Origin of the sequence: Mucilaginibacter tolerans (genome assembly GCF_030519375.1) — a bacterium.
Classification (GTDB): domain Bacteria; phylum Bacteroidota; class Bacteroidia; order Sphingobacteriales; family Sphingobacteriaceae; genus Mucilaginibacter.
Window position 1 is genome coordinate 105,446 of the sequence record NZ_JAUMKB010000003.1, and the last position, 25,567, is coordinate 131,012.

The 25,567-nt window shown below is 43.5% G+C and carries 20 protein-coding genes; 6 read left to right on the forward strand and 14 right to left on the reverse strand.

The window, feature by feature from the left end; genetic code table 11:
• Nucleotides 1–27 precede the first annotated feature (27 nt).
• From Q3A68_RS05185 to Q3A68_RS05200, 4 genes are all read right to left on the reverse strand, one after another.
• Nucleotides 28–339, reverse strand: coding sequence for a hypothetical protein (locus tag Q3A68_RS05185; protein WP_302899991.1), 312 nt, complete (start codon nucleotides 337–339; stop codon nucleotides 28–30).
• Between the two features lie 238 nt (nucleotides 340–577).
• Entirely contained in the window at nucleotides 578–2,569 is a 1,992-nt protein-coding gene (locus tag Q3A68_RS05190) for a KUP/HAK/KT family potassium transporter (RefSeq protein WP_302899992.1), read from the reverse strand.
• A 249-nt stretch (nucleotides 2,570–2,818) separates the two neighbouring features.
• Nucleotides 2,819–3,265, reverse strand: a complete 447-nt coding sequence (locus Q3A68_RS05195; RefSeq protein ID WP_302899993.1) for a thioredoxin family protein — start codon at nucleotides 3,263–3,265, stop codon at nucleotides 2,819–2,821.
• Between the two features lie 68 nt (nucleotides 3,266–3,333).
• Nucleotides 3,334–5,112 carry a DUF6600 domain-containing protein gene (locus Q3A68_RS05200; protein ID WP_302899994.1) on the reverse strand — a complete coding sequence of 593 codons (1,779 nt, stop codon included), beginning with the start codon at nucleotides 5,110–5,112 and terminating at the stop codon, nucleotides 3,334–3,336.
• Between the two features lie 229 nt (nucleotides 5,113–5,341).
• On the opposite strand from Q3A68_RS05200, the gene Q3A68_RS05205 reads away from it, so the two are divergent.
• Nucleotides 5,342–6,304, forward strand: a complete 963-nt coding sequence (locus Q3A68_RS05205) for an isopenicillin N synthase family dioxygenase (protein ID WP_302899995.1) — start codon at nucleotides 5,342–5,344, stop codon at nucleotides 6,302–6,304.
• 57 nt (nucleotides 6,305–6,361) lie between these two features.
• Here the strand turns inward: Q3A68_RS05205 and Q3A68_RS05210 are convergent, their stop codons facing one another.
• Nucleotides 6,362–6,853 carry a hypothetical protein gene (locus Q3A68_RS05210; RefSeq protein WP_302899996.1) on the reverse strand — a complete coding sequence of 164 codons (492 nt, stop codon included), beginning with the start codon at nucleotides 6,851–6,853 and terminating at the stop codon, nucleotides 6,362–6,364.
• Nucleotides 6,850–8,184 carry a tRNA lysidine(34) synthetase TilS gene (gene tilS, locus Q3A68_RS05215; protein WP_302899997.1) on the reverse strand — a complete coding sequence of 445 codons (1,335 nt, stop codon included), beginning with the start codon at nucleotides 8,182–8,184 and terminating at the stop codon, nucleotides 6,850–6,852. The genes Q3A68_RS05210 and tilS overlap by 4 nt, the downstream gene beginning before the upstream one ends.
• A 51-nt stretch (nucleotides 8,185–8,235) precedes the next feature.
• On the opposite strand from tilS, the gene Q3A68_RS05220 reads away from it, so the two are divergent.
• On the forward strand, nucleotides 8,236–10,824 hold the full coding sequence (locus Q3A68_RS05220; RefSeq protein WP_302899998.1) for an OstA-like protein: 2,589 nt from the start codon (nucleotides 8,236–8,238) through the stop codon (nucleotides 10,822–10,824).
• Between the two features lies 1 nt (nucleotide 10,825).
• On the opposite strand, the gene Q3A68_RS05225 is transcribed toward Q3A68_RS05220, so the two are convergent.
• Together Q3A68_RS05225 and Q3A68_RS05230 are read right to left on the reverse strand one after the other, a co-directional pair.
• Nucleotides 10,826–11,410, reverse strand: a complete 585-nt coding sequence (locus tag Q3A68_RS05225) for a non-canonical purine NTP diphosphatase (protein WP_302899999.1) — start codon at nucleotides 11,408–11,410, stop codon at nucleotides 10,826–10,828.
• Nucleotides 11,411–11,413: 3 nt separating this feature from the next.
• On the reverse strand, nucleotides 11,414–11,935 hold the full coding sequence (locus Q3A68_RS05230; protein ID WP_302900000.1) for a hypothetical protein: 522 nt from the start codon (nucleotides 11,933–11,935) through the stop codon (nucleotides 11,414–11,416).
• Between the two features lie 128 nt (nucleotides 11,936–12,063).
• On the opposite strand from Q3A68_RS05230, the gene Q3A68_RS05235 reads away from it, so the two are divergent.
• On the forward strand, nucleotides 12,064–13,500 hold the full coding sequence (locus Q3A68_RS05235) for a peptidylprolyl isomerase (protein ID WP_302900001.1): 1,437 nt from the start codon (nucleotides 12,064–12,066) through the stop codon (nucleotides 13,498–13,500).
• 6 nt (nucleotides 13,501–13,506) lie between these two features.
• A complete protein-coding gene (locus Q3A68_RS05240; protein ID WP_302900002.1) occupies nucleotides 13,507–14,469 on the forward strand; it encodes an AAA family ATPase in 963 nt (320 codons plus the stop codon).
• A gap of 83 nt (nucleotides 14,470–14,552) precedes the next feature.
• On the opposite strand, the gene Q3A68_RS05245 is transcribed toward Q3A68_RS05240, so the two are convergent.
• From Q3A68_RS05245 to mutL, 6 genes are all read right to left on the reverse strand, one after another.
• Entirely contained in the window at nucleotides 14,553–15,416 is an 864-nt protein-coding gene (locus Q3A68_RS05245; protein ID WP_302900003.1) for a DUF4440 domain-containing protein, read from the reverse strand.
• Nucleotides 15,417–15,576: 160 nt separating this feature from the next.
• Nucleotides 15,577–17,040 (reverse strand): cysteine--tRNA ligase, encoded by a 1,464-nt coding sequence (gene cysS, locus Q3A68_RS05250; RefSeq protein ID WP_302900004.1) that lies wholly within the window; start codon nucleotides 17,038–17,040, stop codon nucleotides 15,577–15,579.
• Nucleotides 17,041–17,140: 100 nt separating this feature from the next.
• The gene (locus tag Q3A68_RS05255) at nucleotides 17,141–18,247 is read right to left on the reverse strand and encodes an endonuclease/exonuclease/phosphatase family protein (protein WP_302900005.1); all 1,107 of its coding nucleotides are present in this window, start codon (nucleotides 18,245–18,247) and stop codon (nucleotides 17,141–17,143) included.
• Entirely contained in the window at nucleotides 18,237–19,100 is an 864-nt protein-coding gene (locus Q3A68_RS05260; RefSeq protein ID WP_302900006.1) for a rhomboid family intramembrane serine protease, read from the reverse strand. Before Q3A68_RS05260 ends, Q3A68_RS05255 begins: the two co-directional genes overlap by 11 nt.
• A gap of 30 nt (nucleotides 19,101–19,130) precedes the next feature.
• Nucleotides 19,131–19,850: a rhomboid family intramembrane serine protease gene (locus Q3A68_RS05265; protein ID WP_302900007.1), complete on the reverse strand. Its 720-nt coding sequence runs from the start codon at nucleotides 19,848–19,850 to the stop codon at nucleotides 19,131–19,133.
• A gap of 18 nt (nucleotides 19,851–19,868) precedes the next feature.
• Entirely contained in the window at nucleotides 19,869–21,740 is a 1,872-nt protein-coding gene (gene mutL / locus Q3A68_RS05270; RefSeq protein ID WP_302900008.1) for a DNA mismatch repair endonuclease MutL, read from the reverse strand.
• 281 nt (nucleotides 21,741–22,021) lie between these two features.
• Between mutL and Q3A68_RS05275 the strand changes: the two genes are divergently transcribed.
• Nucleotides 22,022–23,659, forward strand: a complete 1,638-nt coding sequence (locus Q3A68_RS05275; RefSeq protein ID WP_302900009.1) for an amidohydrolase — start codon at nucleotides 22,022–22,024, stop codon at nucleotides 23,657–23,659.
• The gene (locus Q3A68_RS05280) at nucleotides 23,646–25,481 is read left to right on the forward strand and encodes a serine hydrolase domain-containing protein (protein WP_302900010.1); all 1,836 of its coding nucleotides are present in this window, start codon (nucleotides 23,646–23,648) and stop codon (nucleotides 25,479–25,481) included. Before Q3A68_RS05275 ends, Q3A68_RS05280 begins: the two co-directional genes overlap by 14 nt.
• The last annotated feature ends 86 nt before the right edge of the window (nucleotides 25,482–25,567 follow it).

A 25,567-nucleotide genomic window follows, 5' to 3' on the forward strand; every position in this document is an offset into this window, starting at 1 on the left:
TGGTAAACGTAAATAATTAAACAGAAATTACATGGCTATATCTTTACCCTGGCGGGGATCCTCGGGTAATATCTCCATCTCGGGGCAATGAATGTAATCGGCATACCATTGTATAGCTTCCACAATATCTACTGCATCATCAGAAGCGATACCTATTGTTTCAAAGGCATATAGCCCATCATTGCATTGTCCGTATAACTGTATTTCGCCTGCATCATGATGAAATTCCTCTTTACCAAGGCAAAACACCCTGACTTTTAAATCAGTATCTCTTGAATGGATCACGTCCCGGCAGGAATTGCTGGGATCAGTAGCCAATAAATATACATTCTGAGCCATGTTTAGGTAAACAGTTTTGTGAGGATTTGGTTTTTCACTAAGTAATTAAAGCAATAGCATAATATTTATTACATAAGCAAAAATATATAGAACACGCTCAAAAAAACGAATCAGCATTTAAATAAAAACAGCCCCGGCAGTTTGTTTTAGGCCGTCGGGGCTGCATATGATGCTTGTAAATTATTATACCCAAAATAATTATGTATGATTTCGGGATAACTATTATTAGAAAATATTTTTAATATGATTCGCCTCTGTAGTGCGATACCGGGTCGACCCGTTTTAAAACAATATTGCTAACCGGCTTAACAATAAGGGGTATCTTTTCTACGCGCGTTTCGCTGGTATCTAAACCAAAGGCTTTTGCCTCGCTTTGAGCCAGTTTTTTTATTGCAAAATAACTGTTCAGGATAAATCCTTCAGCAACGCTAAACTCATTATTATAAGAAAGGAATTTCTCGATGATCACAAACTGGAAGTCGGCAGCCATATGGAATTTTTTCAACGACTCATAGCGGCTAAGAATGTCCAGCTCATTGCGCGATACCATATCCTCAACTACCTTCCTGAACAATACATTCACACGCGGCTGTATCCTAAACCCTAAACGAAATTCCACTCTAATCACTTTACCCTCTTCAATTTCCTCTACACTATACTCCATAGTATACGGGTCATCCATACGCTCGATATGCAGGAACCAGTAAATATCCGCACGCTTCGGCTTGCGGCTAAAGATCGAATACATTACTTTTTGCTCTATCTGTTTGCTGTTGTTTGCCTTAGTCAGGTAGATCAGATGCGTTGCATATTTTGACACTCCTTCGTCCCCGCTCAATGCTTTCAGCAATGGAATCTGATCCTTCAAATCGATAAAGTGCAGGAAGCGGTTATTTATTTTACGTGCTCTGTACCATACATACATAGTAAATATCAAACCAAACTCAAATACCAGGAAGAATAACCTCTTGAGGATTTTAACCGAGTTTGCCAGGAAGAAAGAGAACTCTACGGTAACGAATACACAAAGTATGATAGTCACTATCCAGATAGGCCAGTGTCTTTTAAAACGCATATAATAATACATCAGGATAGTGGTCATCAGCATGGCGATGGTGATAGAAAAACCATAAGCTGCAGTCATAGCCGAGGATGTCTGGAAGTATAAAATCACCGCCACACAACCAAAACACAAAACCCAGTTAATAGCAGGAATGTAAATTTGTCCGCGAATATTCGATGGGTATTTAACCGTAATACGCGGCCAGAAATTCATGCTTATTGCTTCACTTATCAAGGTAAAAGAGCCGCTTATCAATGCCTGGCTGGCGATGATGGTGGCAAAGGTTGCTATGATTACACTCGGTATTAAAAATGTATGCGGCACAATAGCATAGAATGGGTTGACCAATGCAAAGTTCGGACGTATTGTCTGTGAAAGCACCCATGCACCCTGGCCAAAATAATTTAGCAGCAGGCTGATTTTCACAAATATCCATGCCATCTGGATATTTTTGCGCCCGCAGTGACCTAAATCTGAGTACAGTGCTTCGGCACCTGTTGTACATAAAAAAACAGCGCCCAAAAGCCAGAAACCGTTCGGGTGGGTAATCAACATCCGGATGCCGTAGTACGGGCTTAACGCTTGCAGTATACCCAGGTTATGCGATATCTGTATACCGCCAAGTGTCCCGATCATCAAAAACCAAATAAGCATAACAGGGCCAAACGCTGCACCTACCACCTTTGTACCAAACTGCTGAAAAAAGAACAACAGGAGTATAATACCAATAACAATACCTATAATTAGCCAGCTGCCGGGCACCATGATATTGGCCAATTTTGGAACCTGACCTAGACCTTCAATAGCTGATGCCACAGAGATGGGCGGTGTAATAATACCATCAGCAAGCAAAGTACCGGCACCAATTATAGCGGGTATAGCCAGCCATTTTCCATAGCGGCGCACTAAAGCGTAGAGCGAAAATATGCCGCCTTCACCGTGGTTATCTGCCTGCAGGGTGATTACAATATATTTGAAAGTAGTTTGGAGCGTAAGCGTCCAAAAAACGCATGAAAGACACCCAAAAACAAAATCCTTCGATGACGTGCCGCCTTCCTGCAACAGTGTCTGAAATGTGTAAAGGGGGGACGTTCCAATATCTCCGAAGATGATTCCGAGGGTGATTAGCAGCCCTGCTGCCGAAACTTTTTTAAGATGGGGATTCATATAAAACTAATGGGGCATTAAAAGCGCGCAAATGTATTTAATATACTTATTACAAGCAAGTTAATTATTGCGATTTTCTAAAATAGTCGTATAAATCTCCGGATTTATGTCAAAAAAACAGCCGATAAATTATTAATTAAATAATTACAATGGCATGATAAAGGCTAAAAATATCAATTGCAAAAAAGCAACGCGAGGATATTGAAATTTTGATAAATCTTTGTAATTCAAAAAAACCAAGGATTCCGCTTATTTTTTTAATGCAGCTTCGCCAAAGCGGATCAGATCAGGCGCTTTGATATAGCCTACTGTACCCAAAACAGCGTCGCCTTTTGAATTAAAAATGATGAGTGTCGGATATGCCTGCATACCCCACTGTGAAGCAAGCTTCGGGCCTACACCTTTTTCCATATCAATAGCAATATTGATGAAATTCTTATTATAGAACTCAGCTGCTTTTTTGTTTTTAAAAGTAGTGGCTTTAAGCATCTTACACGGGCCACACCAGGTAGCATAAGCATCTACAAATATGTATTTATGTTGCGCCGCAGCTTGTTTCAGAGCTTCCTGCCAATTGTCTTCAATAAAAACAATCTGTGAGCTATCTATATTTTGATCTTGCGCCTTTGCAACAGTGTGAGAAATCATCATTAACAAAAAGGCAGTAATTCCCAGGAGTAGTTTTCTATACTTCATCTTCCATTAAGTGCATAAAAATAGCACATATACTTTTACGTGTATATGTGCTATTTGTTCTTTAAATATTATCGATGCTGTTCATCTGGCCGTCGTTCGCGTTGTGGGGGCTGCTGGCGTTGCTGTTGTTGGCGTTGTTGTTCAGCCTGTTGCTGACGCTGTTGCTGCATTTGCTGTTGGCGTTGTTGAGCTTGCTGAGCCTGCTGCTGTTGGCGTTGCTGCTGCATTTGTTGCTGGCGCTGCTGAGCTTGTTGCGCCTGTTGCTGTTGACGCTGTTGTTGCATCTGCTGCTGGCGTTGTTGAGCTTGCTGCTGTGCCTGCTGTTGCATTTGCTGCTGACGTTGCTGAGCCTGCTGCTGCGCCTGTTGTTGACGCTGTTGATCAACTTGCTGTTGACGCTGTTGAGCTTGTTGCTGCACGCGTTGCTGATCTGCTTGCTGCTGTTGCTGACGTTGTTGGTCAGCCTGTTGCTGCCTTTGTTGTTGCTGGCGCTGTTGATCAGCCTGCTGTTGACGCTGTTGCTGCACCCGCTGTTGATCAGCCTGTTGCTGTCTTTGCTGTTGCTGGCGCTGTTGATCAGCCTGCTGTTGACGCTGTTGCTGTACTCGCTGTTGGTCAGTCTGTTGCTGCCTTTGTTGTTGCTGGCGCTGTTGATCGGCTTGTTGCTGGCGCTGTTGCGGCGCTTGCTGCTGGTCAGCCTGTTGCTGCTGGCCAGTCGGTTGTTGTCTTTGTTGCTGCCGGCGCTGCTGATCAACTGGTTGTTGACGTTGTTGCTGCGCGCGTTGCTGCTCTGCTTGTTGCTGTTGGCCGCGATTCACATTGGGTTGATTAGGCCTGTAAGCTTCGGGGCGGCTATTAGGTTGCGCCTGGCTGGGCTGAGCACCGTTCGGGCGATTTGGCTCGGGGCGATTAGCTGGCTGATTAGGAGCCGGCCTGTTGCTGTTTACACGCACCACCTTATTATCGGGTGTATTACTGCGGGCTACGGTAGCGAGGCGCGCAGCAGCAACATGATTAAAGCCCCCGCCATTAGCAATTCGCTCATTAGGATGCTGATTCCTGTAAGCATTGGCATCCACTACCCGTGCAGGGCGTGCATCCTGGGTTCTTTGTACAGCAGGGCGATAGATATTTACCGTATTACGCGACACACTTGCAACACCCGGCCTGCTGGCATTATTAATATTGTATACCCTCACATTATTATTGCGGGTAACTTGCCTGATCTCCTGCACACGCGGACCACTTATATAGGTGACATTATTTTTAACATAAGTATTATTAATTACTGTAGTGTTATGAATAATTGTTACCGAACGTTCACGTGGCACATAATAGTTATATATGGCCGGGCTGGTGATGTAAGCCTGTGGCGCGCATGTCCAGTAATAATCCGGCGCGTCATAACCACCGCCGATAGATATGCTGATACTAATACCTGGCCTTAAAGGCGCCCATCCATAATAGCCACCTCCATGACGCCAGCACACCCATGCTGGTGCCCATTCGTGGCCCGGTATCCATTCCCAACCATAATAATCATCATAACGCCAGCGGCCATAGTGGAATGGCGCCCAGCCCCATTCGTAATCGGATACCCAGGTATTGCCATAATCGGTTATTACCCAGTGCCCGCGTGTTGCATACGGCCTAAAGTCGCCGCCTACGTCCGGCACCCAAACTTCGCCATATTCCGGGTCACTCACCCATGTACCGTAAGGCTGCAGTTCGTCGTAGAATTCCTGATCAGAAATATAGCCCCCCTGGGCCATACTTTTGCCGGGGACTACCAGTGATAACAGCATCACCAGTAAACCAACTCCCCATAATTTATTTAAACTTTTCATTAGATAGTAACTTTTTAAACTCGCGAAGCTATCTTATTCCAATACCGATAGCTTCATATTTCATATTATTATATCCTTTTTGATTTGATAAACTATAAAACGTTTAACCATATAATTGTTTTAACAAAATATATGCCCTTCCGTTACATTGGTGTGACCATTATTTTTTCACAAGAGCTTGATGTGGAGCATTAATTAATATTTTTGTGCCTCTCAATACATCATTACTATGAACACAGTCCATATTCCACGACTAGACCTGAATACCTATATTAACGGTACCCCTGAACAAAAGAAGCGCTTCTCAGATGATATCGGCAAAGCTTTTAATGATACCGGATTTGTTACTATCACCAATCATGGCTTAAGTAAAGAGCTGATAGACAAGCTATACCAGCAAGTGACAGATCTATTTAAACTACCTGAAGACATTAAATTAAAATACGAAAAGCCTGAACTGGCTGGTCAACGTGGATATACCAGCAAAGGCAAAGAAACCGCTAAAGGTTTTAAAGTGCCCGATCTGAAAGAGTTTTGGCAGATCGGTCAGACTGTAACTGATCATGATCCGGTTAAAAATGAATATCCTGAGAACCTGACCGTAGCCGAACTCCCTGAATTTAACTCCACTACCCGCGAGGTGTATCAAAAACTGGAGGGTGCGGGTAAACATTTGTTGCGTGCTATTGCAGTTTATTTGGATCTGCCCGAAAATTATTTTGACGATAAAGTGCATAATGGCAATTCAATCCTGCGCACGCTGCACTACTTCCCTATCGAAGACCCGGATGCATTGCCGCCTGATGCGGTGAGGGCCGGGGCTCATGAAGACATCAACCTGATCACTTTATTGATTGGCGCCAGTGCCGATGGCCTTGAACTGCTTACCCGTGAAAATGAATGGTTCCCGGTTAAAGCACATGGCGAAGATGTAGTGGTAAATGTGGGCGATATGCTGCAGCGCCTAACCAACAACAAACTGAGATCTACCACACATCGCGTAGTAAATCCACCGCCCGAGCAGATGAAGAATTCGCGTTACTCCGTTCCTTTCTTCCTTCACCCAAAATCAGATATGGACCTTACCTGTTTGGAATCGTGCATCGATACAGCGCATCCAAAGTTGTACAACGATATGACTGCGGGGGAGTATTTGGATGAAAGATTAAGAGAGATTGGGTTGAAAAAATAAGTTGACAGTTTGCGGCGGGCAGTTGGCAGATAAAATATTATGCCAGCTGCGAGCTGACTACTTCTTCATTTCCTCATTGATAGCTCTCAGGAACTCATCAGCATGACGTGAGCCGATAATATATACCAGACCACCCCGATCGGTAAGGTGTATAGCCTCGCTTCCGGAGGTATAAAAACGGATGGTACCTTTTTGGTGCAGGTTGTAAACCGGGTTATTCAGAAAATAACGGCTGTATTTACCTTTTTCTACTTTAACAATACTGTTCAGGTCGATCTTTACCAGGCGGGTAGTCCATAAACCGTCTATCAATATACTTTGATTATATACCCGTGTGCGGAAATGCAGCAAAAAACCCATGATGATGGATATGATAATGATACCAAATCCCACCACCGCCAAAACCTCTGATTTATTCTGCTCATCCGAGAAAAAGTCGAAGGTATATGCTGCAAAACAGAATATAGCCAGCACCAGGCGGATGGTAACAGGTATCCACTCGCGGCCGAGGTATTGCTTCTCAACAAAAACTGGTTTTTCTGCTGTCATAATTTAAACAGTCCGAAGATAGTAACTTTTTTAGTTTTCGCTGTCACTTTATACCTCTCATCAGGCCGGTAGCCCCCTACCCAGATAATTTCTTCATTGCCATTCACCAAAAGCGGAATCTGCGATTTCTCATGCAACGGCACTTTCTGATGTACAAAAAAATCACTTAATTTCTGCCTTGTTTTCATGCCAAGCGGGTGAAAATGATCGCCTTCGCGCCAATAACGAACGGTTAAGGGGTAGATCAGCAAATCTGTATCGATTGATACAGACATGGGATTATCTTTAATGATTAGCGGCGAATCATCATGCAGGATATTCAACCGGTAATTGTTGAATTTTACTTCATGCTGATCTTTATTTATTGAAACAGATTGATTTGATAGGGCCTGTCTTTTCGCCAGGATCAGCTTATCACGGTCGAGCAACAGCATAAAAGCGGGTGATCCAAACACCCTCCCTGAATGTTTATCCAGCGAAGAAATTATATCCTCAACCGTACTTTCGTTGAAGCCATATCCTTGTAGCAAACCATAAAACAGCAGAAACTGCGGATGGAGCTTTTTCACCTCATCTATACTAATATGAATATCTCCGCCATGAAAAATGAATATGGATTTTTTCAGTTCGCCCAACCTTTGCTCTAATAGGACTTCGAGACCGCGGAAATGTTTCAGGTTATGCTCAAAGGTATCTTCCAACGCCGGGTTAAGCTCTTTTAGTTTGGGGATCACCTCTAACCTTATTTTATTGCGGGCATATTTAGCCGAACTGTTGGAGCTATCCTCTACATACTGCAAATTCTCAGCCTTTACAATATCCTGTATATCATCACGTTTTAGGAACATTAAAGGACGCACTATCGACCCATTTTTAGGTAATATCCCGTGCAGACCGGCAATGCCTGTCCCCCGTGTAAGGTTTAGCAATATAGTTTCGATGGTATCATTCTGATGATGCGCCAGGGCAATTACGTCGTAACCCGATTGTTGCGACACCTCTGCAAACCATTGATATCGCAGTTCACGGGCAGCCATTTGTATCGAGATTTTTTTTTCGGCGGCATATTTTTTGGTATCAAAGTTTATGGTATAAAATGGTACGCCAAGTTTGCCCGCAATATCCTTTACAAACTGCTGATCGGACAAAGCTTCATCGCCCCTGAGCTGGAAATTGCAGTGGGCTATGCCGAAATTATAACCTACTGCTTTTAGAAGATGAACCATAACAACCGAGTCCATACCACCACTGACAGCCGCCAAAATGTTGCTGTCGCGATTAAACAAAGCATTTTTTTCAATAAAATCAATGAAATTTTTAACCGGCAGCATCACCAAAATTATTAATTTAATAACCCCATCCAAAAAACTAATTTTGCGCCCGTGAGGAAATACTTGTTCACCTTAATATTACTAACGTTGGTAACTGCGGTGATGGCCCAGAAAAAGTCGGTCATCAACCTCATCAAATCCAAGAGCGTGCAAGGCGGTAACGGTAAGGGTGCCCCGTTGAAGGTGTATGGCGGCACCTTTCAGCAGGACAATTCTACGTTGACTTCAGACAGCGCCTATTTTCATCAGGCTGAAAATACTTTTGACGCCTTCGGGCATGTGATAATCAGCCAGGGTGATACGCTGAATATTTATTCGGACAAGCTAAACTATAATGGTAACACCAAGATCGCCATCCTTACAGATAATGTGCGTATGGTGGACAAGGATGCTACCCTGACCACTAATTATCTAACCTACAATACAGCAACCAAATTCGGCACCTATACCGGCGGTGGCAAGCTGGTGAACAAGGATAATACCCTGACTAGCAAGAACGGCTATTATTTCGCCAATTCAAGAGATTCGTATTTCAGGTATGATGTGATATTGCTAAGCCCTGACGCGCTCACTAAGACGGACACACTACGATACAACACGGGATCGAAGATTGCTTATTTCTATGGCCCCACCCACATTTACGGCAAGAAAAAAGACAGCGATAAGACCAAAGCCAGCCCAAAAGATAATGACACACTTTATACTGAAAATGGTTATTACAATACTGTAACAGAGCAGGCATTTTTCGGTAAGAAAAATCTATATAGTCAGGGCGCTAAAACACTGAAAGGAGATAGCATGTTCTACGACCGCAAAAAAGGCTACGGTCGTGTGGTAAAAAACATCACTTTTAATGACAATGAGCAAAAGATGACTCTGAAGGGCGATCTGGGTACCTATTATAAATCAGACGAACGGACGGTAGTTACCGAAAATGCGTACGGTATCATTGTTACGGAGGAAAAAGACACCTCGAAGAGGGATTCTGTTCCACCAAAGGCGACTGTTAAAACAGATAAAAAGGCGAAAGCTGATACGGCGAAAAATAAGCCTCAGCCGGAGAAAACGGTTATAACTCCTGATAAATCAAAGCAGGTTATCAAGCCGGGCACCAAAACAGGTGTGCCTGCAAATACAATGCCTTTAAAGGAAATCCCCAAAGGTAAACCTGATAGCATTTCCAATAAGAAAGGGAAAAAGCCAGACCTGAAAAGTAAGCTTCCGGATAGCCTTCTTTCGAAAAAAGACACGGCGAGGATCAAGCATGATTCTGTTTATATGAGGGCTGATACCATTGAAACACGGATAATTACTTACAAGGATTATAAGGATATGCAGGAAAAGATCAGGCTATCGCATATCATTGATACTACCAAAAAGGCCCCATCAATTGTTTATACCAAGCCGGTAAAATACATCGAACTATCGCCGCCAATATTTCATCCTGACACTGCTGCATTACACCGTAATTTGTTGGACCAGCTCAAACCCGGCGTGTTGGCAGGAATAAAAGGAAGAGACTCTACCAAAGTTGAGTTTCTGACTAAAGGAGGCAAAAAGGAGAAGAAAAACAAAAATAATCCAACAACCAGGCCTGGTGCTCAGCCGCCTGCACCTGTTATGCCCGGAAGCCTGGACAAGAATGCACCACAACCACTACCCCAAAAGAAGCTTACCAAACAGGATAGTTTAAAACAAGCGAAAAAGGACAGCCTTGAGAAAATAAAAAAAGGAGCCGATTCGGTGTATGTTACGCGGAAAATTAATTTAAGCGACACCACCCGGATAAGGATACTCAGCGCGTTCCACCATGTTAAGTTGTTTAAGTCCGATCTGCAGGGGAAGTCCGATTCGGCATTTTACAGTACCAGCGACTCGGTGATACGTTTATATGTAAAGCCAATCATCTGGACACAAGGTTCCCAACTCTCGGGAGATACGGTCAACCTGCAGCTTAAAAATAAGAAGTTTGATAATGTTGAACTATTCCCGAATGCTTTTGTCGTCAATATCGAGAAGACTGATTCGACGCATTTTAATCAGTCAGCGGGGAAAAAGATGCGTGGATTCTTTAACAATAGCAAACTTGAGCGATTGTTTATTGACGGCAACGCCGAAACCATTTATTTCTCGCGCGACAGCGGAAAAGTGAGCGGTATGCAGCGATCGTTGAGCAGCCGTATCCGCATCAATTTCAAGGATAGCAAACTGACGGATATTACCTTCCTGGCCAAACCGGAGCATCGTTATGGGCCATTAGAAAAGTTTACCGAAGATGATAAGATACTAAAAGGTTTTTTGTGGAAACCCAAAGAGCGTCCGGCATCCAAAGAAGAGATCATAGCAAAGAAGAAAATAGAGCCCGCGAAAAAGCTTGCCGACAAGACCAAAGCTCCAGCTAATGGTAAACCACCTTTAAATAAACCACCAGGTGGCAAAGCTGCTAAAGATACAAGCGCCAATAAACAACCGTTGGATAAGCTACCGGAAATAAATGCGGGGAAAGATACCAGTGCTGTGAAGTTGCAGAAGGACACCAGTGCTGTGAAGCTAAAAACTGATACTGCGCTGAAATCGCCTGCAAAGAAAGAACCGGAAGTAAAGAAGGATAGCACCATTAGTAAGCCAAAAGGCCAGTAGTCTATTTGATATTTTTCAAAAACGAGATCAGTTTTTCCAGGGCACGTGCCCTGTGACTGATCTTGTTTTTTTCATCCATGCTCATTTCAGCAAAGGTAATGTCATATCCATCAGGCTGAAAGATTGGATCATAACCAAAACCTCCTATACCGGAAATTTTATGACGGATAGTACCCTCAACAACGCCTTTAAAAACATGTTCTTTGCCTTCCCACATCAACGAAATCACGGTGACAAACCTTGCCTTCCTGTTTTCAACTCCTTCCAGCCTGGTCAATACCTTTTTGATATTGGCTGCATGGTTACCATGTTCGCCGGCATAGCGTGCTGAGTAAACACCAGGCTCGCCATTCAAAGCATCTACCACCAAGCCGCTGTCATCACCAAAACAATTCAAATGGTATTTATCATATATGTATTTGCTCTTTATGGCAGCGTTCTCTTCAAAGGTTGATCCGGGTTCTTCAATATCCTCCATACAACCGATATCATTCAACGTCAATAGTTCAAAATGATCACCGATCTTATGGGATACTTCTTCCAGCTTGTGGCGGTTATTAGTGGCGAAAACTAGCTTTAAAGGCATAAATTATAAACTTTTCACCTGCTCCCAGAAGGCTTTTTTATTGTCCACGTTGCTCATCATCGTATCAAAGGCGAAGGTATATAGCAGGTTGATGCCATCGCGTTTTTCAACCTGGTTAAATTTAGGTTGATCGATTCCTGAGGGAATAGCCTGTTCACCAAGGATCAGTATAGTTTGCGGTTTAAAATGAGAGAGCAGTTCTGAGTATTCAGAATTGTTTTTGGCTGCGTTCAATATTGCAACGTCTTCGCGGCCGTGATTCTTACGGCCAAGCACACTTTCAAGTGCTGCAAGATGATCATCAGCAATAAAATCGTTATTAGGGTAATTGGTTAATACCAGGAAATGCTTTTTATTGGCCCCGAGATAATTAAAAATGGGCTTTAGCGTTATTGTTTCAGGTTGAGGCTGAGAGGCCGGAGTCTGCTGATTATCAGGTTTAGCATAGTTTAACTTATCTTCATTAAGCAGGTAAATTTCATCCTGAAGTATAAAACGTAGTGCCTGACTGTCTTCAACTTTCACTTTTAACAATTTTTAACCAAAAATAGATAATTGTTTGAGCGTTTATAAGCATATTCGCACAAATTATTAATAAACAGATTATTGTTAGATTTGCACCTTTGCATATTTCGCAGACAGATAAAATATAAATGAGAAAGTTCGGGACAGCCATTTTACTTACTATTTTAACAATTTCTATTTCCTTGGCGCAAACACCAGCCGATACTTCCAAAAAGGCAACTGCTGCCAAACCAGAAGCACCTGCAGGGCCAAGAAAAGTGCTGGACAAAATAGCTGCCGTTGTGGGCAGCAGCATTATTTTGCAATCGGATATAGAACTGCAATATGCCAACTACCTGGCCAGCGGTAACCCGCCCGACCCATCAATCAAATGTGTTATCCTGCGTAACCAGATGACACAGAAGTTACTTGCGCAACAAGCTGTTATCGATAGCGTTACTGTGAAAGATGACGAGGTTGATAACGAGCTCGACCGCCGTATGCGCGGCATGGTTGCCCGTGCAGGTGGCCAGGAAAGACTGGAGCAGTTCCTGGGCCGTTCAACCATACAATACAAAGATGAACTGCGTCCGGACATTAAAGAGAACATGATCGCGAGCAAGATGCGTAATAAAATTACCGATAAGATCAGTGTTACTCCGTACGACGTTGAAAAATATTTCAACTCCATACCAAAAGACAGTTTGCCAACTTACAATAAAGAGGTTGAGGTAGGAGTGATACAACTTAACCCGAAGCTAACGAAAGAGGAAAAAGAAGCTTATAAACAAAAGACACAAGAGCTTTTAGACCGCGTAAAAAAGGGTGAAGATTTTGGCGTACTTGCCCGATTGTATTCACAAGATACAGGTTCGGCACCTGATGGCGGCGACCTGGGTTTTGCTGACCGGACTACTTTCGTGAAGGAGTTTGCCGGATGGGCATTTAAGCTGAAAGCCGGGGAGATTTCCCCTGTATTTGAAACTGACTATGGATTCCATTTTTTACAGGTAATTGAACGTCGTGGTGAGCAGGTGCATGTACGACATATTCTGATCATGCCCACGGTTACTCAGGCCGCTGTTGACCGTGCAAAATTGAAAGCTGATAGCGTTTATAACGACCTGTTGAAAAATAAAAATATCACTTTCGCAGCAGCTGCGTCCTTTTATTCAGACGATAAAGACACCAAATACAATGGTGGGATGATGTTGAATGCTGAAAATGTGGAGACCCGTACCACTTATATTCCTACTGACAAAATTGATCCGCAGATTGCATTGACTGTAGACACCATGAAAGTGGGTAGTATATCCAAACCACAACTTTTTACAGACCAAACCGGTAAAAAGAGCTATAAGATACTTTACCTGAAATCTGTCACAGATGCGCATAAGGCTAATCTGAAACAGGATTTCCCCAAAATAAAAGAAGTAGCTTTATCAGATAAGATCAACAGAACTGTGAGCCAGTGGTTTGAAAAAAGAAGGAAAGAAAACTTCATCAAGATCGATCCGGAATACCAGGGTTGCCCGGTACTTAAAGGATGGGCAAACACCCCGCTGGCAGCACAAATAAAACAATAATACGATATGCAGCACCGCACCGACGTTGAAGCAGCAGATGCTTTGAGGGATACTTACAAGCATATTCTTTCCGAAATACGTAAAGTGATCGTCGGGCAGGATGAAGTAGTAAAGTCGGTGCTAATCTCGATCTTCAGCAACGGGCATTGCTTGCTTGTTGGTGTACCGGGACTGGCAAAAACCTTATTGGTGCAGACCGTGGCCCAGGTACTTGATCTTGACTTTAACCGTATTCAGTTTACTCCCGACCTGATGCCTTCTGATATCATCGGATCGGAAATATTAGGTGAAGACCGCAACTTTAAATTTATTGCCGGCCCGGTTTTCTCAAACATCGTCCTTGCCGATGAGATAAACCGTACGCCGCCTAAAACACAAGCTGCATTACTTGAAGCTATGCAGGAGAAAGCGGTTACTGTCGCCGGGGCAACACATAAACTTTCGCAGCCGTTCTTTGTACTGGCGACCCAAAACCCTATCGAACAGGAGGGCACCTATCCATTGCCGGAAGCACAGCTGGACCGCTTCATGTTTAATGTATCGCTGGATTACCCGACATTAGAACAGGAGCTGCTGATCGTTAAAAACACGACTAGTTCGGTCACGCCTGACGTAAAAAAGGTATTGAACGCCGAGCAGATCATCTATTTCCAGCATCTGGTGAGAAATATACCGGTAACAGACAATGTGCTGGAATACGCCGTGAAACTGGTTACAAAAACACGCCCTACAAGCGACCTTGCTTCACCCGAAGTGAAAAGGCTACTTAACTGGGGTGCAGGTCCGCGCGCATCCCAATTCCTGATATTGGGCGCTAAGTGTCACGCAGTTTTACAGGGCAAATACTCTCCTGATATCGAAGATGTGAAAGCTGTCGCCAAGCCTGTTTTAAGACACCGCATTATCCGCAGCTACCATGCAGAAGCAGAGGGTTTAACAGCTGATGATATTATTGAAAGATTGCTGTGATCGGTGACCAGTGCCTGGTTAACCAGTTATCAGTTTTTAACCTGATAACCAATCACCGGTTAATTGATTAACCAATAACAACCCTACTGCTCCACTGCCGAGAATATCTCCAATATCACATCCCATTTGTGATCCTTGTCGATCTCCCACACACGAACATAGTTGTAATTGCTAACAATCTCGCCTTTTTTGATGCGGGCACGTCCATAGCTATACGCCAGGTCGTTACTGGTTGCGCGTCCTACGTTAATGGTTTCTGCGGTAATACTGATAGCCTCATTATCCAGGAACTTCATGACCTTGTCCTGACCCGTGATAGGTTCAAAGCCGGGAAAGTAAAACCGGGCCTCGGGGCTCAAAAATTCTTTATAAGTGGCTAGTGCAGAAAGTGTCAAGGCATGGTTAAATACCTTATCGGTACCTATTATCACACTTCTGCCATTAAACGGATCTTTGCTCGGTGCAGTACGTTTAGCAGTGTCCGGTTCTTTAAAATCTGTTAGCTCCTGGGTTTCGCTTTCGGGGTGCTGTATACCGAGGTCGACCAGCAGCTTCATTTTATTATCAACATCAGTGCGCCAGATCGATACGTAATCGCCATACACCTTATCATCTTCTGTCTTTCCATTTTGATAGACATAAGGGCCAGCGGTGAAAGCCAAATCGCCATTAGCTGAAATCCGTGCAAATTTGGGCTCCCAGGTTAATGTACCCGGCTGCTTGTCGATGGAGTTATAAAACTCGGTTATTTTAATTACCTCAGGTTTAAATACAATGCCTTCAGGATCGGCTACGGATAAAAACGCCTCCTTTATGCCTTTACGCTCAACAAGTTTTTTAAAGGAATGCTCGGCATCTATCACAGTGCCTACCTGCGCAGGTTTTTGTTGTGCAAAAATTAATAAGGGGGTAATAAATAATAGGGCAACTAAAATAAATCGTTTCATTGGCTAAAAAAGATTTGGCAATTTACTAATAAAAGTCAAACTGCTGTATCGGTGTATTAACCCGCGTTTGGGGCATAAGTTTTTTATTATCGAAATTATAAACGGTTTCGACCGGTTAAAATTACAATAGTTTAATATTTATAATCATTATTTATAGGCATTACATTTTGCTCCATGTAGTACCTTCTTTGCCATCTTTCAACTGGAAACCAATTTGCTGCAACCCATCTCTTATCCTGTCAGATGTGGCATAGTCCTTATTCATTTTTGCCCCGTTACGCAACCCCACTATCATATCCAATACTTTTGGCAGATCATCGTTTGCTGCTTGTTCATTTTTTAATCCCAAAACATCGATGATAAAATCATTCATCAGGTTCTTTAACATTTCCAGGTTTTTTGCGTCGATCTTCAACTTGTTATCATAAACCGAATTGATGATACGTGACGCTTCGAACAGTTCAGCTATCAAAACCGGGCTGTTGAAATCATCATTCATTGCGTCATAGCAACGTTGTTGCAATAGCGCTATTTCTACTTCTGTGGTACTTGACGCATTCAGGTTATCGAGTAGTGTAAATGAATTCATCAGGCGTTTAAAGCCTTTTTCTGACGCCTCCATCGCTTCATTGCTAAAATCAAGCGTGCTGCGGTAGTGTGCCTGCAGCATAAAGAACCGTACCGTCATTGGGCTGTAGCCTTTATTCAGCAGAGTGTGATTGCCTTCAAAAAGTTCCTGAGGCAAAAAACTATTGCCTAATGACTTTGACATCTTCTGGCCGTTCACCGTCAACATATTGGTATGCACCCAATAATTGGCCGGCATTTTATCACAGGCCGCCATATTTTGAGCGATCTCGTTGGTATGGTGGGTTGGCATCAGATCGATACCGCCGCCATGTATATCAAACTGGTGGCCCAGATATTTGGCGCTCATTGCCGAGCATTCCAAATGCCATGCCGGAAAACCAATGCTCCATGGAGAGGGCCACTTCATCAGATGTTCCGGCTTAGCTTTTATCCATAAAGCGAAATCCAATGCCCCGCGTTTCTCATCCTGTCCACCCAGGTCGCGGGTATTATTGATCATATCTTCCAGGTTTCGCCTGTTCAATATGCTGTAATTATGATTCTGATTATATTTTTCTACGTCAAAATAAATGGAGCCGTCTACTTCATAAGCATAACCATGCTCAAGGATAACTTTTACGAGTTCAATCTGCTCAATAATATGTCCCGTGGCTGTAGGCTCAATGCTTGGCGGCAACACATTAAATACCTGCATAATATCATGGAAGCCAACCGTATACTTTTGCACGATCTCCATCGGTTCAAGCTGGGCAAGTTTAGCCTTTTTCGAAATCTTGTCCTCGCCCTGATCGCCTGCGTCGCCTTCCAGGTGGCCCGCGTCGGTTACGTTACGCACGTAACGCACCTTGTATCCCAAATGCGTAAGATATCTGAAAACCAGGTCGAATGACATAAAGGTGCGGCAATTGCCCAGGTGCACATCGCTGTAAACAGTGGGACCGCAAACATACATGCCTACGTGAGGCGGATTAAGGGCTTCGAATTTCTCTTTTTTACGGGTTAAAGTATTGTAAATAAACAGGCTTTGATCCATGTCGGCAAACTTACGATTTTTTCGATTTGAAGCTGATATGTGCTGTACTAAATCACCAAAGTGCTATTGGTATCGCGGGTTTTTACAGTTGGTTGACGAATTATTTAAGCACCAGATCGCTGCACACCGGATAATGGTCGGATAGTTTCTTTTCGATAATGGCATAATTCAGCACATCAAACTGTTTACCCGCCATAATATAGTCTATCTGGTAGTTTGGGAAACTGCCGTTGTAAGTGCGCCCCATTCCCGAGCCTTTTTCGCGAAAGGCATTTTTCAGACCCTTGTTCATCTCGTTAACGGCAAATGAAGTTGGCGTATCATTAAAATCACCGGAAATGATGTACGGATAAGAGCAGGAATCTGCATGCCGCTTAATCTTGAATACTTGTTCACTTCGTTTCTGGAAAGCAACTTTTAGTTTATACCCCAAACGCTTAGCCGAACTCCCTTCGGGTTTGCCCTGCTGTGATATGTTATTCAAATACCTGTAGTCATCCGGGTCAAAACGGATGGATTGCAAATGAACGCTGTATACGCGGAGTATTTTTTCCCCTTTTTTTACATCGATGTATATACACTGATTCTCGCTGCGTTTCTCTGTTAGCTGGATGTATCCGTGAGAAACTATCGGCAGCTTTGAAAATAATGCCATCCCGATTGCTTCGGTCCTGTTTTCGACCACTGCCTCAAAAAAATAATTATTGCACTTTAATATCTTTTGAATAGAGTCGAGCATGTTGTACTGCCCTTTATTACGAGTATAAAATTCCTGGAAACCGATAATATCAGGCTGCTGATCTGCTATAATGGATAGTATTTCGTGTTTGGTAGATATATCATTTTTTGACCCGTAACGTTTAAAATTATGCACGTTGTAGGTCATCATCCGTATAGCTTCTGCCTTTTTTATGCCGTATGCGGAAGGAAAGCGCAGACCAATATTCTTTTTCAAAATGCCCCATCCTAAAACAATGGCAATGATTGACAGAAACGCCCATTTACTTTTACGCACTAACCAATAAATAATAAGGATGATATTAGCCAACAATAAAAACGGGTAGGCTAAACCGAAAAAAGCTACCGGCCAAAATTTTTCGGGATTGACAACGGGTGCAAGGTAACTTACCAACAGGCAGGCGCAACAGCCCACATTGATCCAAAGGAATAGTTTGTCGATAAAATTTAGTCCTTTTTTAGACTTCATTGTCCTTGCTGGCCCTGGATAAAATTTCTCTTTCCTGTTTGCTCAGGCTTCCATAGCCTGATTCTGTAATTTTATCTAATATACGGTCTATTTCGTCCTGGCGAGGCTTTCCACTATCATTTCTATCGGAGTTTTTAGAAACAACCCTCATTTTTGACTTGGATTTGAAGATTCCGGCGATGGCGGCAATCCAGTCGTTGCCGCGTTTTAACTGTTTGATATAAACAAACCCGAACAGTGCCCCACCCAGATGCGCAAACTCTCCACCGGCATTAGGGCCAGCTATGCTTAAAAAATCGATGACTACATAAAACAGCGCGATCCATTTCAGCTTTACCGGGCCTAAAAGGATCAGGTTCAGGCTGTAATCAGGCAACAACGTCGCAGTAGCTACAATAATTGCCATGACGCTGGCCGAAGCGCCGACAACCGTACTTCCCGCAAGAGCGGCGGCAAAGAAAGGGAAAATGTTATAAGCTGCTATGAAAAAAATAGCGCCTGTCAATCCGCCTAACAGGTACAGCCCAATAGTTCGTTTATTGCCCAGGTACTCTTCAAATATTTGTCCAAACCAATAAAGCCAAAGCATATTGAACAGAATATGAAAAATACCCGCATGCATAAACATATAAGTAAAAGGTGTCCAGAAATGGCTCGCTAAACGGGGTAAGAATGAAGGCAGCAAAAGCAGTTCTCCGGAATAATAATCGATAAAATTGCTCTGAAAAATCAACCTGTCAATTACACCAGCAATATTCACCAGTAAAAAAACAAACACATTAATACCGATCAGCAAGTTTACCCTGCTGCCCGATCTGAGCATTTTATATTGAATATTTTGCCAGGTATTCATATTTAATTTATATCAATAAACGCACCAGAATTAAAAATAGTTGTTTGGACGGTTTAATCGCCAAAATTTTACAACCAGGAAACCAAGCAACGCTCCACCCAAATGCGCAAAATGCGCCACATTATCCCCGCCACTTTGTTTGACTCCAAGCCATAACTCCAGCAACAAATAAGCCGGTATGATGTATTTTGCTTTAATTGGTACCGGAAAATAGAGCATTATTATTTCCATATTTGGGTAAAGCATGGCAAACGCTACCAGCACCCCACAGATGGCCCCGGACGCCCCGACCATAGGAGAATTATATATAACATATAATTTCTGCGCTACCGGACCAAATGCCATATAGCTTGAATCCAGGTCAGGATGGGATATAATAAACCCACCTGTAATACTATGAATTTGTATGGCCTGTACTACCCATTGCAGAATAATTGCCCCAATACCGCAAATAAAATATAAATTCAGAAAGCGCTTGGGGCCCACGCTATGCTCCAATATCGGGCCGAACATAAACAGGGCCAGCATATTGAAAAGAATATGCAAAATACTGCCATGCATGAACATGTAGGAAATGATCTGCCACAGCCTGAAATTCGGTGAGCTAAAATAATAGATCGCCAACCATCTATCCATGTCGAAGGTATTCCGAAGCAGATAAGAAGCGACAAAGAATATTATATTGATAATCAGCAGGTTTTTTACAACCGGTGTTAAATTAGAAAAGGGCGATTGCCTGTATGCGCTCATAGGTAAATTTTATTCGTTTTATTTTTCAAACCTTTCGGCTAATTCATTCATGGTAAATGTACTGATAACAGGCTTACCGTTCAATGCCAGGTTAGGCATCTGGCAGGCAAACAGCTGATCTATCAGTAAATTCATTTCTTCGAGCGATAACTTTGTTCCGCCTTTAATCGCTCCGTTACGGGCAAGTGACCGTGCCAGGTTATCACGCTTATCTAACTTTAAAATGGCGAGGTTATTTTTAAAGCCCTCCAGTAAATGTTCAAGCAGGGCATGCTCAGCTACATTGCTCAAATCGGCAGGGATTCCTTCCACTACCACGGTATTTTTACCAAACTCGCGTATATCAAAGCCCAGTCCACGGATATCCGGCAAAAGTTCCTTCAGCAGTTCAAAATCGCTGCCGTTCAGCGTTACTGTTTGCGGGAACAAACTTTGCTGACTGCTTCCCGAATGGTTATCCAGTTGCTGCAAAAAACGTTCATATAGTACGCGTTCATGCGCGGCCTGCTGATTGATCAGCATAAATCCTGATTTGATTTGCGACAGGATATACCTGTTATGTATCTGAAATAACTGCCGTTCGCTCGATTTGCTTACCTCCTGCTCTTGCACAGGTATAGTTACCTCAGGGTGCATTTCCTGCTGAACCGATTCTTCACGGCTGGCTATCTCATACAGTGTTTCCCAATTTTGAGGGACAGGAGTGCGGCGATGATCGCCTACCTCGCGTGTATAAGAAGGTGACGATGAGCGCTCAGTCTTTGGTGCCTGCGGCTCATTGGCAAACGGATTAAAATCAGGATTGAAGCTGATCGTCGGCTGAACGATCTGTTCCATCGGTTTTTCCGTTATCAGGTGCCCAATGCTATTTTCCTGGTCAAAGTCCAACGTCGGGGTAATGTTATATTTCCCTAAAGAGCGCTTTACTGCCGAGCGGATAATCGCATAGATCGACTTCTCATCCTGGTATTTTATCTCCGTCTTGGTTGGGTGTACGTTGATATCAATTTTTGAAGGATCAATATCGATAAACAACACATACAGCGGGTAACTTTCGTCGGGCAGCAGTTCTTCAAAAGCCGTTAGCACAGCGTGATTCAGGTAAGCATCTTTGATAAAACGGTTATTCACAAAAAAGAACTGCTCACCGCGTGTCTTTTTAGCAAACTCAGGTTTCCCTACAAAGCCATGTAATTTGATAATAGATGTATCCTCTTCAACCGGAACCAACCGCTGGTTATAACTATTCCCGAACAGGTGCACGATGCGTTGCTTTAACGACGTGGCCGGCAAGTGAAAAACTTCCTGCCCATTATGATGCATCGTGAAAAATATATTGGGATTGGCCAGCACCACACGCTGAAACTCATCCACAATATGGCGCATCTCAACGGGATCGCTTTTTAAGAAATTACGGCGTGCAGGTGTATTATAAAAAAGATTCTTTACAGATATGGATGTACCTGCATTAGCCGAGCAAGCCTGCTGGCTCACTACATCCGAGCCTTCTATCAGGATACAGGTACCCAGCTCATCCTCATGCCGACGCGTCTTTAACTCCACCTGTGCAATCGCAGCGATAGAAGCCATCGCCTCACCACGGAAACCCATTGTACGTATAGCGAACAGGTCTTCGGCTTTGCGTATTTTGGAGGTAGCATGACGCTCAAAACACATCCGCGCATCGGTCAGGCTCATTCCGCAGCCGTTATCAATCACTTGTATCAGTGATTTCCCTGCATCCTTCAGTATCAGTTGTATTTTATCCGCCCCGGCGTCAATCGCATTCTCGATCAGCTCCTTTACTGCCGACGCGGGCCTTTGCACTACCTCTCCTGCTGCAATCTGGTTGGCTACCGAATCCGGTAAAAGCTGAATTATATCTGGCATTTAATCAATTCCCTTCTCTGCCCGCTTAAGGCGGGTCATTTCTGATGCTAAATTAAATATTTGAGCGCATAACTTTATGTTTCGGCTGTGGTATATATGCGATATGGCAATAAGTCGTTCATTATTATACTTGTGTGACATTTTTGGTTGATTGGTCATTGGTCACTAGTCATTGCTATATCCACCAAACCACACTAATGACAAATGACTAATGACAAATTGAACTTGCTGCTACAACATAATATGCAGATAATTGTATATAGTAAATCCTACGCTTGCCAATGAAAAAACTTTTGCATCTGCCGCTGTTGTTTTTATTTGCCGCCTGTGCCAAACAACAGGATTTCAACGCCGACCTGCTGGTAAAAAATGCCGTGGTCTATACAGTGGACTCCAATTTTTCTGTCGCGGATGCATTTGTTGTAAAGGGCGGAAAGATCATCGCAGTAGGCAAAGACGATTCACTCGAATCCGTTTACAAGGCCCATCATGTCATAGATGCAGGAGGCAAACCAGTTTATCCTGGCTTTATTGATGCACACTCGCATTTCTATGAATATGGCTTAGGCTTACAGGAAGTAAACCTGGATGCCACCAAAAGTTGGGACGAAATTGTAGATTCGGTATCAGCCGGAGCAAAACGTAACCCTGATGGATGGGTAATCGGCCGCGGATGGGATCAAAATAAATGGAAGATTAGACAGTTCCCCAATAAAGAAAAATTGGATAAGCTGTTCCCAGTAAGGCCGGTTCTGCTTACCCGGGTGGATGGCCATGCCGTTATTGCTAACCAGGCCGCCTTAACCCTTGCAGGCGTAAAACCCGGACAAGCCATTACAGGTGGCGAGATTGAAACAGTAAAAGGAAAACTCACGGGTATTTTGGTAGACAATGCCGTAGGTATTGTGACCCGCAAGATCCCACAACCTACAGACCAGCAAATAGAAGACGCTTTTTTGTTTGCCCAAAGAAATTGTTTTGCCGACGGACTGACAACCGTTTCAGACTGCGGTCTGCCTTATACCATGGTGGGCACCATCGCACAATTACAACATAAAGGCGCGCTAAAGATGCGCATGTACGTTCTGCTTTCAGACCGCCAGGAAAATTATGATTACCTGTTTAAACGCGGGGTATTTAAAACGCCAGGTTTAGATGTGCGCGGTTTTAAAGTATATGCCGATGGCGCGCTGGGCTCACGGGGGGCATGTTTATTGCAGGCTTACGATGATCAGAAAAACTGGAAGGGTTTTCTACTGAGCGATCAAAAACATTTTCAAGAAGTAGCGGAAAAGATTGTTGCCAAAGGTTTCCAAATGTGCACACATTGCATTGGTGATTCAGCCAATCGCACCATTCTGAAAATTTATGCGAGCGTGCTTAAAGGCAAAAACGATCATCGCTGGAGAATAGAACATGCACAAGTGGTATCACCGGATGATATTCATTATTTTGGTGATTATAATATCATCCCGTCAGTACAACCCACTCATGCTACATCAGATATGCGTTGGGCAGGAGCACGGTTGGGCAAAAGGCGCTTAAAAACAGCCTATGCCTATAAACAACTGCTTGATCAAAACGGCTGGATTCCGCTCGGTACCGATTTCCCTGTGGAAAACATCAGTCCTATTTACACTTTTTATGCCGCCGTGGAGCGTAAAGACCTGAAAGGTTATCCCGAAGGAGGATTTCAGCCTGAAAATGCGATAAGCAGGATTGAAGCGTTAAAGGGGATGACCATATGGGCCGCAAAGGCACAATTTGAAGAAAAAGAAAAGGGCAGCATCGAACCGGGCAAATTTGCCGACTTTGTGATATTGGATAATGACATCATGAAGATTAAAGGTTCAGACCTGCCAAATGTTAAAGTATTAAAAACCTACGTGAACGGAGAGAATGTATATGAGAAAAAATAAATGGAGATTTTGTCTCCTGGCACTTGCAGGATTTATATTAGTTCATTCAGCTTGTGCACAAAATCCCCCTTTAACCGGTCAAGCATACGTTAACGAAGAAAAAGCCGCCGAAAAATCAACCATCTTGCTGAATAACGCTCAAAACCAGATCCCGTTGAAGGAACTGGGTCAGCTTACTATTGCCAGTATCCATTTCTCATACCCCTATACCGCTGCCTTTGACAGTCTTCTGAATAAATACAGTCAGATACAATCGTTTAACGGGATGGAGTATGTAGGACTGCCTGGCCAGGGTGTGCTTGATTTTGACACCAAGCTCTATAATACCCTGATCGTACAACTTACGGATGCCGATATGGCCAATCCGCAGGTCGTGAGTTTTATAACTGAGAACAGGCCATCAAAAAATCTGGTGATAGCTTACTTTGGCGACGGCAGTTCGTTAAGCAAGTTGGATAATATCAATTCACCGATAGTTTTCTCAAGCAAATCTTCTCCCGTTTCGGCGATGTTTAGTGCTCAGGCCATTTTTGGAGGTCTGGCCGTGACACAAAATCTGGATAAAACCTACTCGCAGAAATACCGTACAGGCACGGGCTTCATTACAACCAAAACCCGGCTACAATACACTGTTCCGGAAGAAGTGGGTATCAATGCCGACAACCTGACGGATATTGATAAGATTGCCTACGAGGCCATAGCCAACCAGGCTACGCCGGGCTGCGTGGTTTTAGTGGCAAAGGATGGGAAGGTGATATTTAACAAAGCATATGGTTATCATACCTATGATAAAACCGTCCCGGATAAGCTCACGGATATTTTCGACCTGGCTTCGGTAACTAAAATATCTGCCACTACTATTGCGACTATGCGGCTGACAGAGGAAGGCCGGTTGAACCTGGATTCAACTATTGGCACTTATATTCCCATGGCACGCAAAACCAATAAGAACAATATCAAGATACGTGAACTGATGGAGCATCAGGCCGGTCTGATCCCCGATATACAGACCTACGAGAAACTGAAACCAACCGATATCAGTACCGATTCCTCGGCAGTCTATTCTACCAAAGTGGCCTTGCATTTTTACCTGCGCAAAAACTACTTCCGCGACGTAATGTGGGCCGATATGCTGAATTCGCCTTTAAACACCCGCGGGCAATACGTGTACAGCGACCTGAGTATGTGTTTTATGAAGGAAATAGACGAGTCTGTGACAGCTGCACCGCTCAATGAGTATGTACAGGACAACTTTTACGATCCGCTCGGTATGCAGTTTACCGGATTTTTGCCGTATAAACGTTTCCCTATAAGTCGTATAATTCCTACGGAGGATGATGAGGTATTCCGCCATAGTTTATTAGACGGCTATGTGCATGACCCCACGGCAGCCTTATTAGGCGGAGTGTCTGGCAATGCAGGCTTATTCGGAACAGCCAATGATTTAGCCATCTTATATCAGATGCTTTTAAACCGGGGCACCTATGGCGGCGATCAGTATTTTAAACCTGAAACTGTTGATTTATACACCGCCAAGCAGTCGGATGTAAGTCGTCGTGGTTTGGGATTCGACCGATGGGATCCCATTGCCGACCGTCATTATCCATCCAAGCTGGCATCGCCAAGAACATTTGGACATACAGGGTATACCGGCATTGGTGTGTGGGTGGATCCAGCCTATAACCTGGTTTATATCTTTTTATCCAACAGGGTGAATCCGAAGGTGACTGATAAGCTTTCCAGCCTGAACATCAGGCCAAGGATACAGGATGTGGTTTACCAGGCGATTCAGAAGGGGTGCAATTGCCCGATGATGAATTGATTCTGCCGGAACTTGCATCGACATCCGACAGGTGACATCTTCAAATGATTTTACACAGTTATAACATTATTGCCATAAATAGCTGT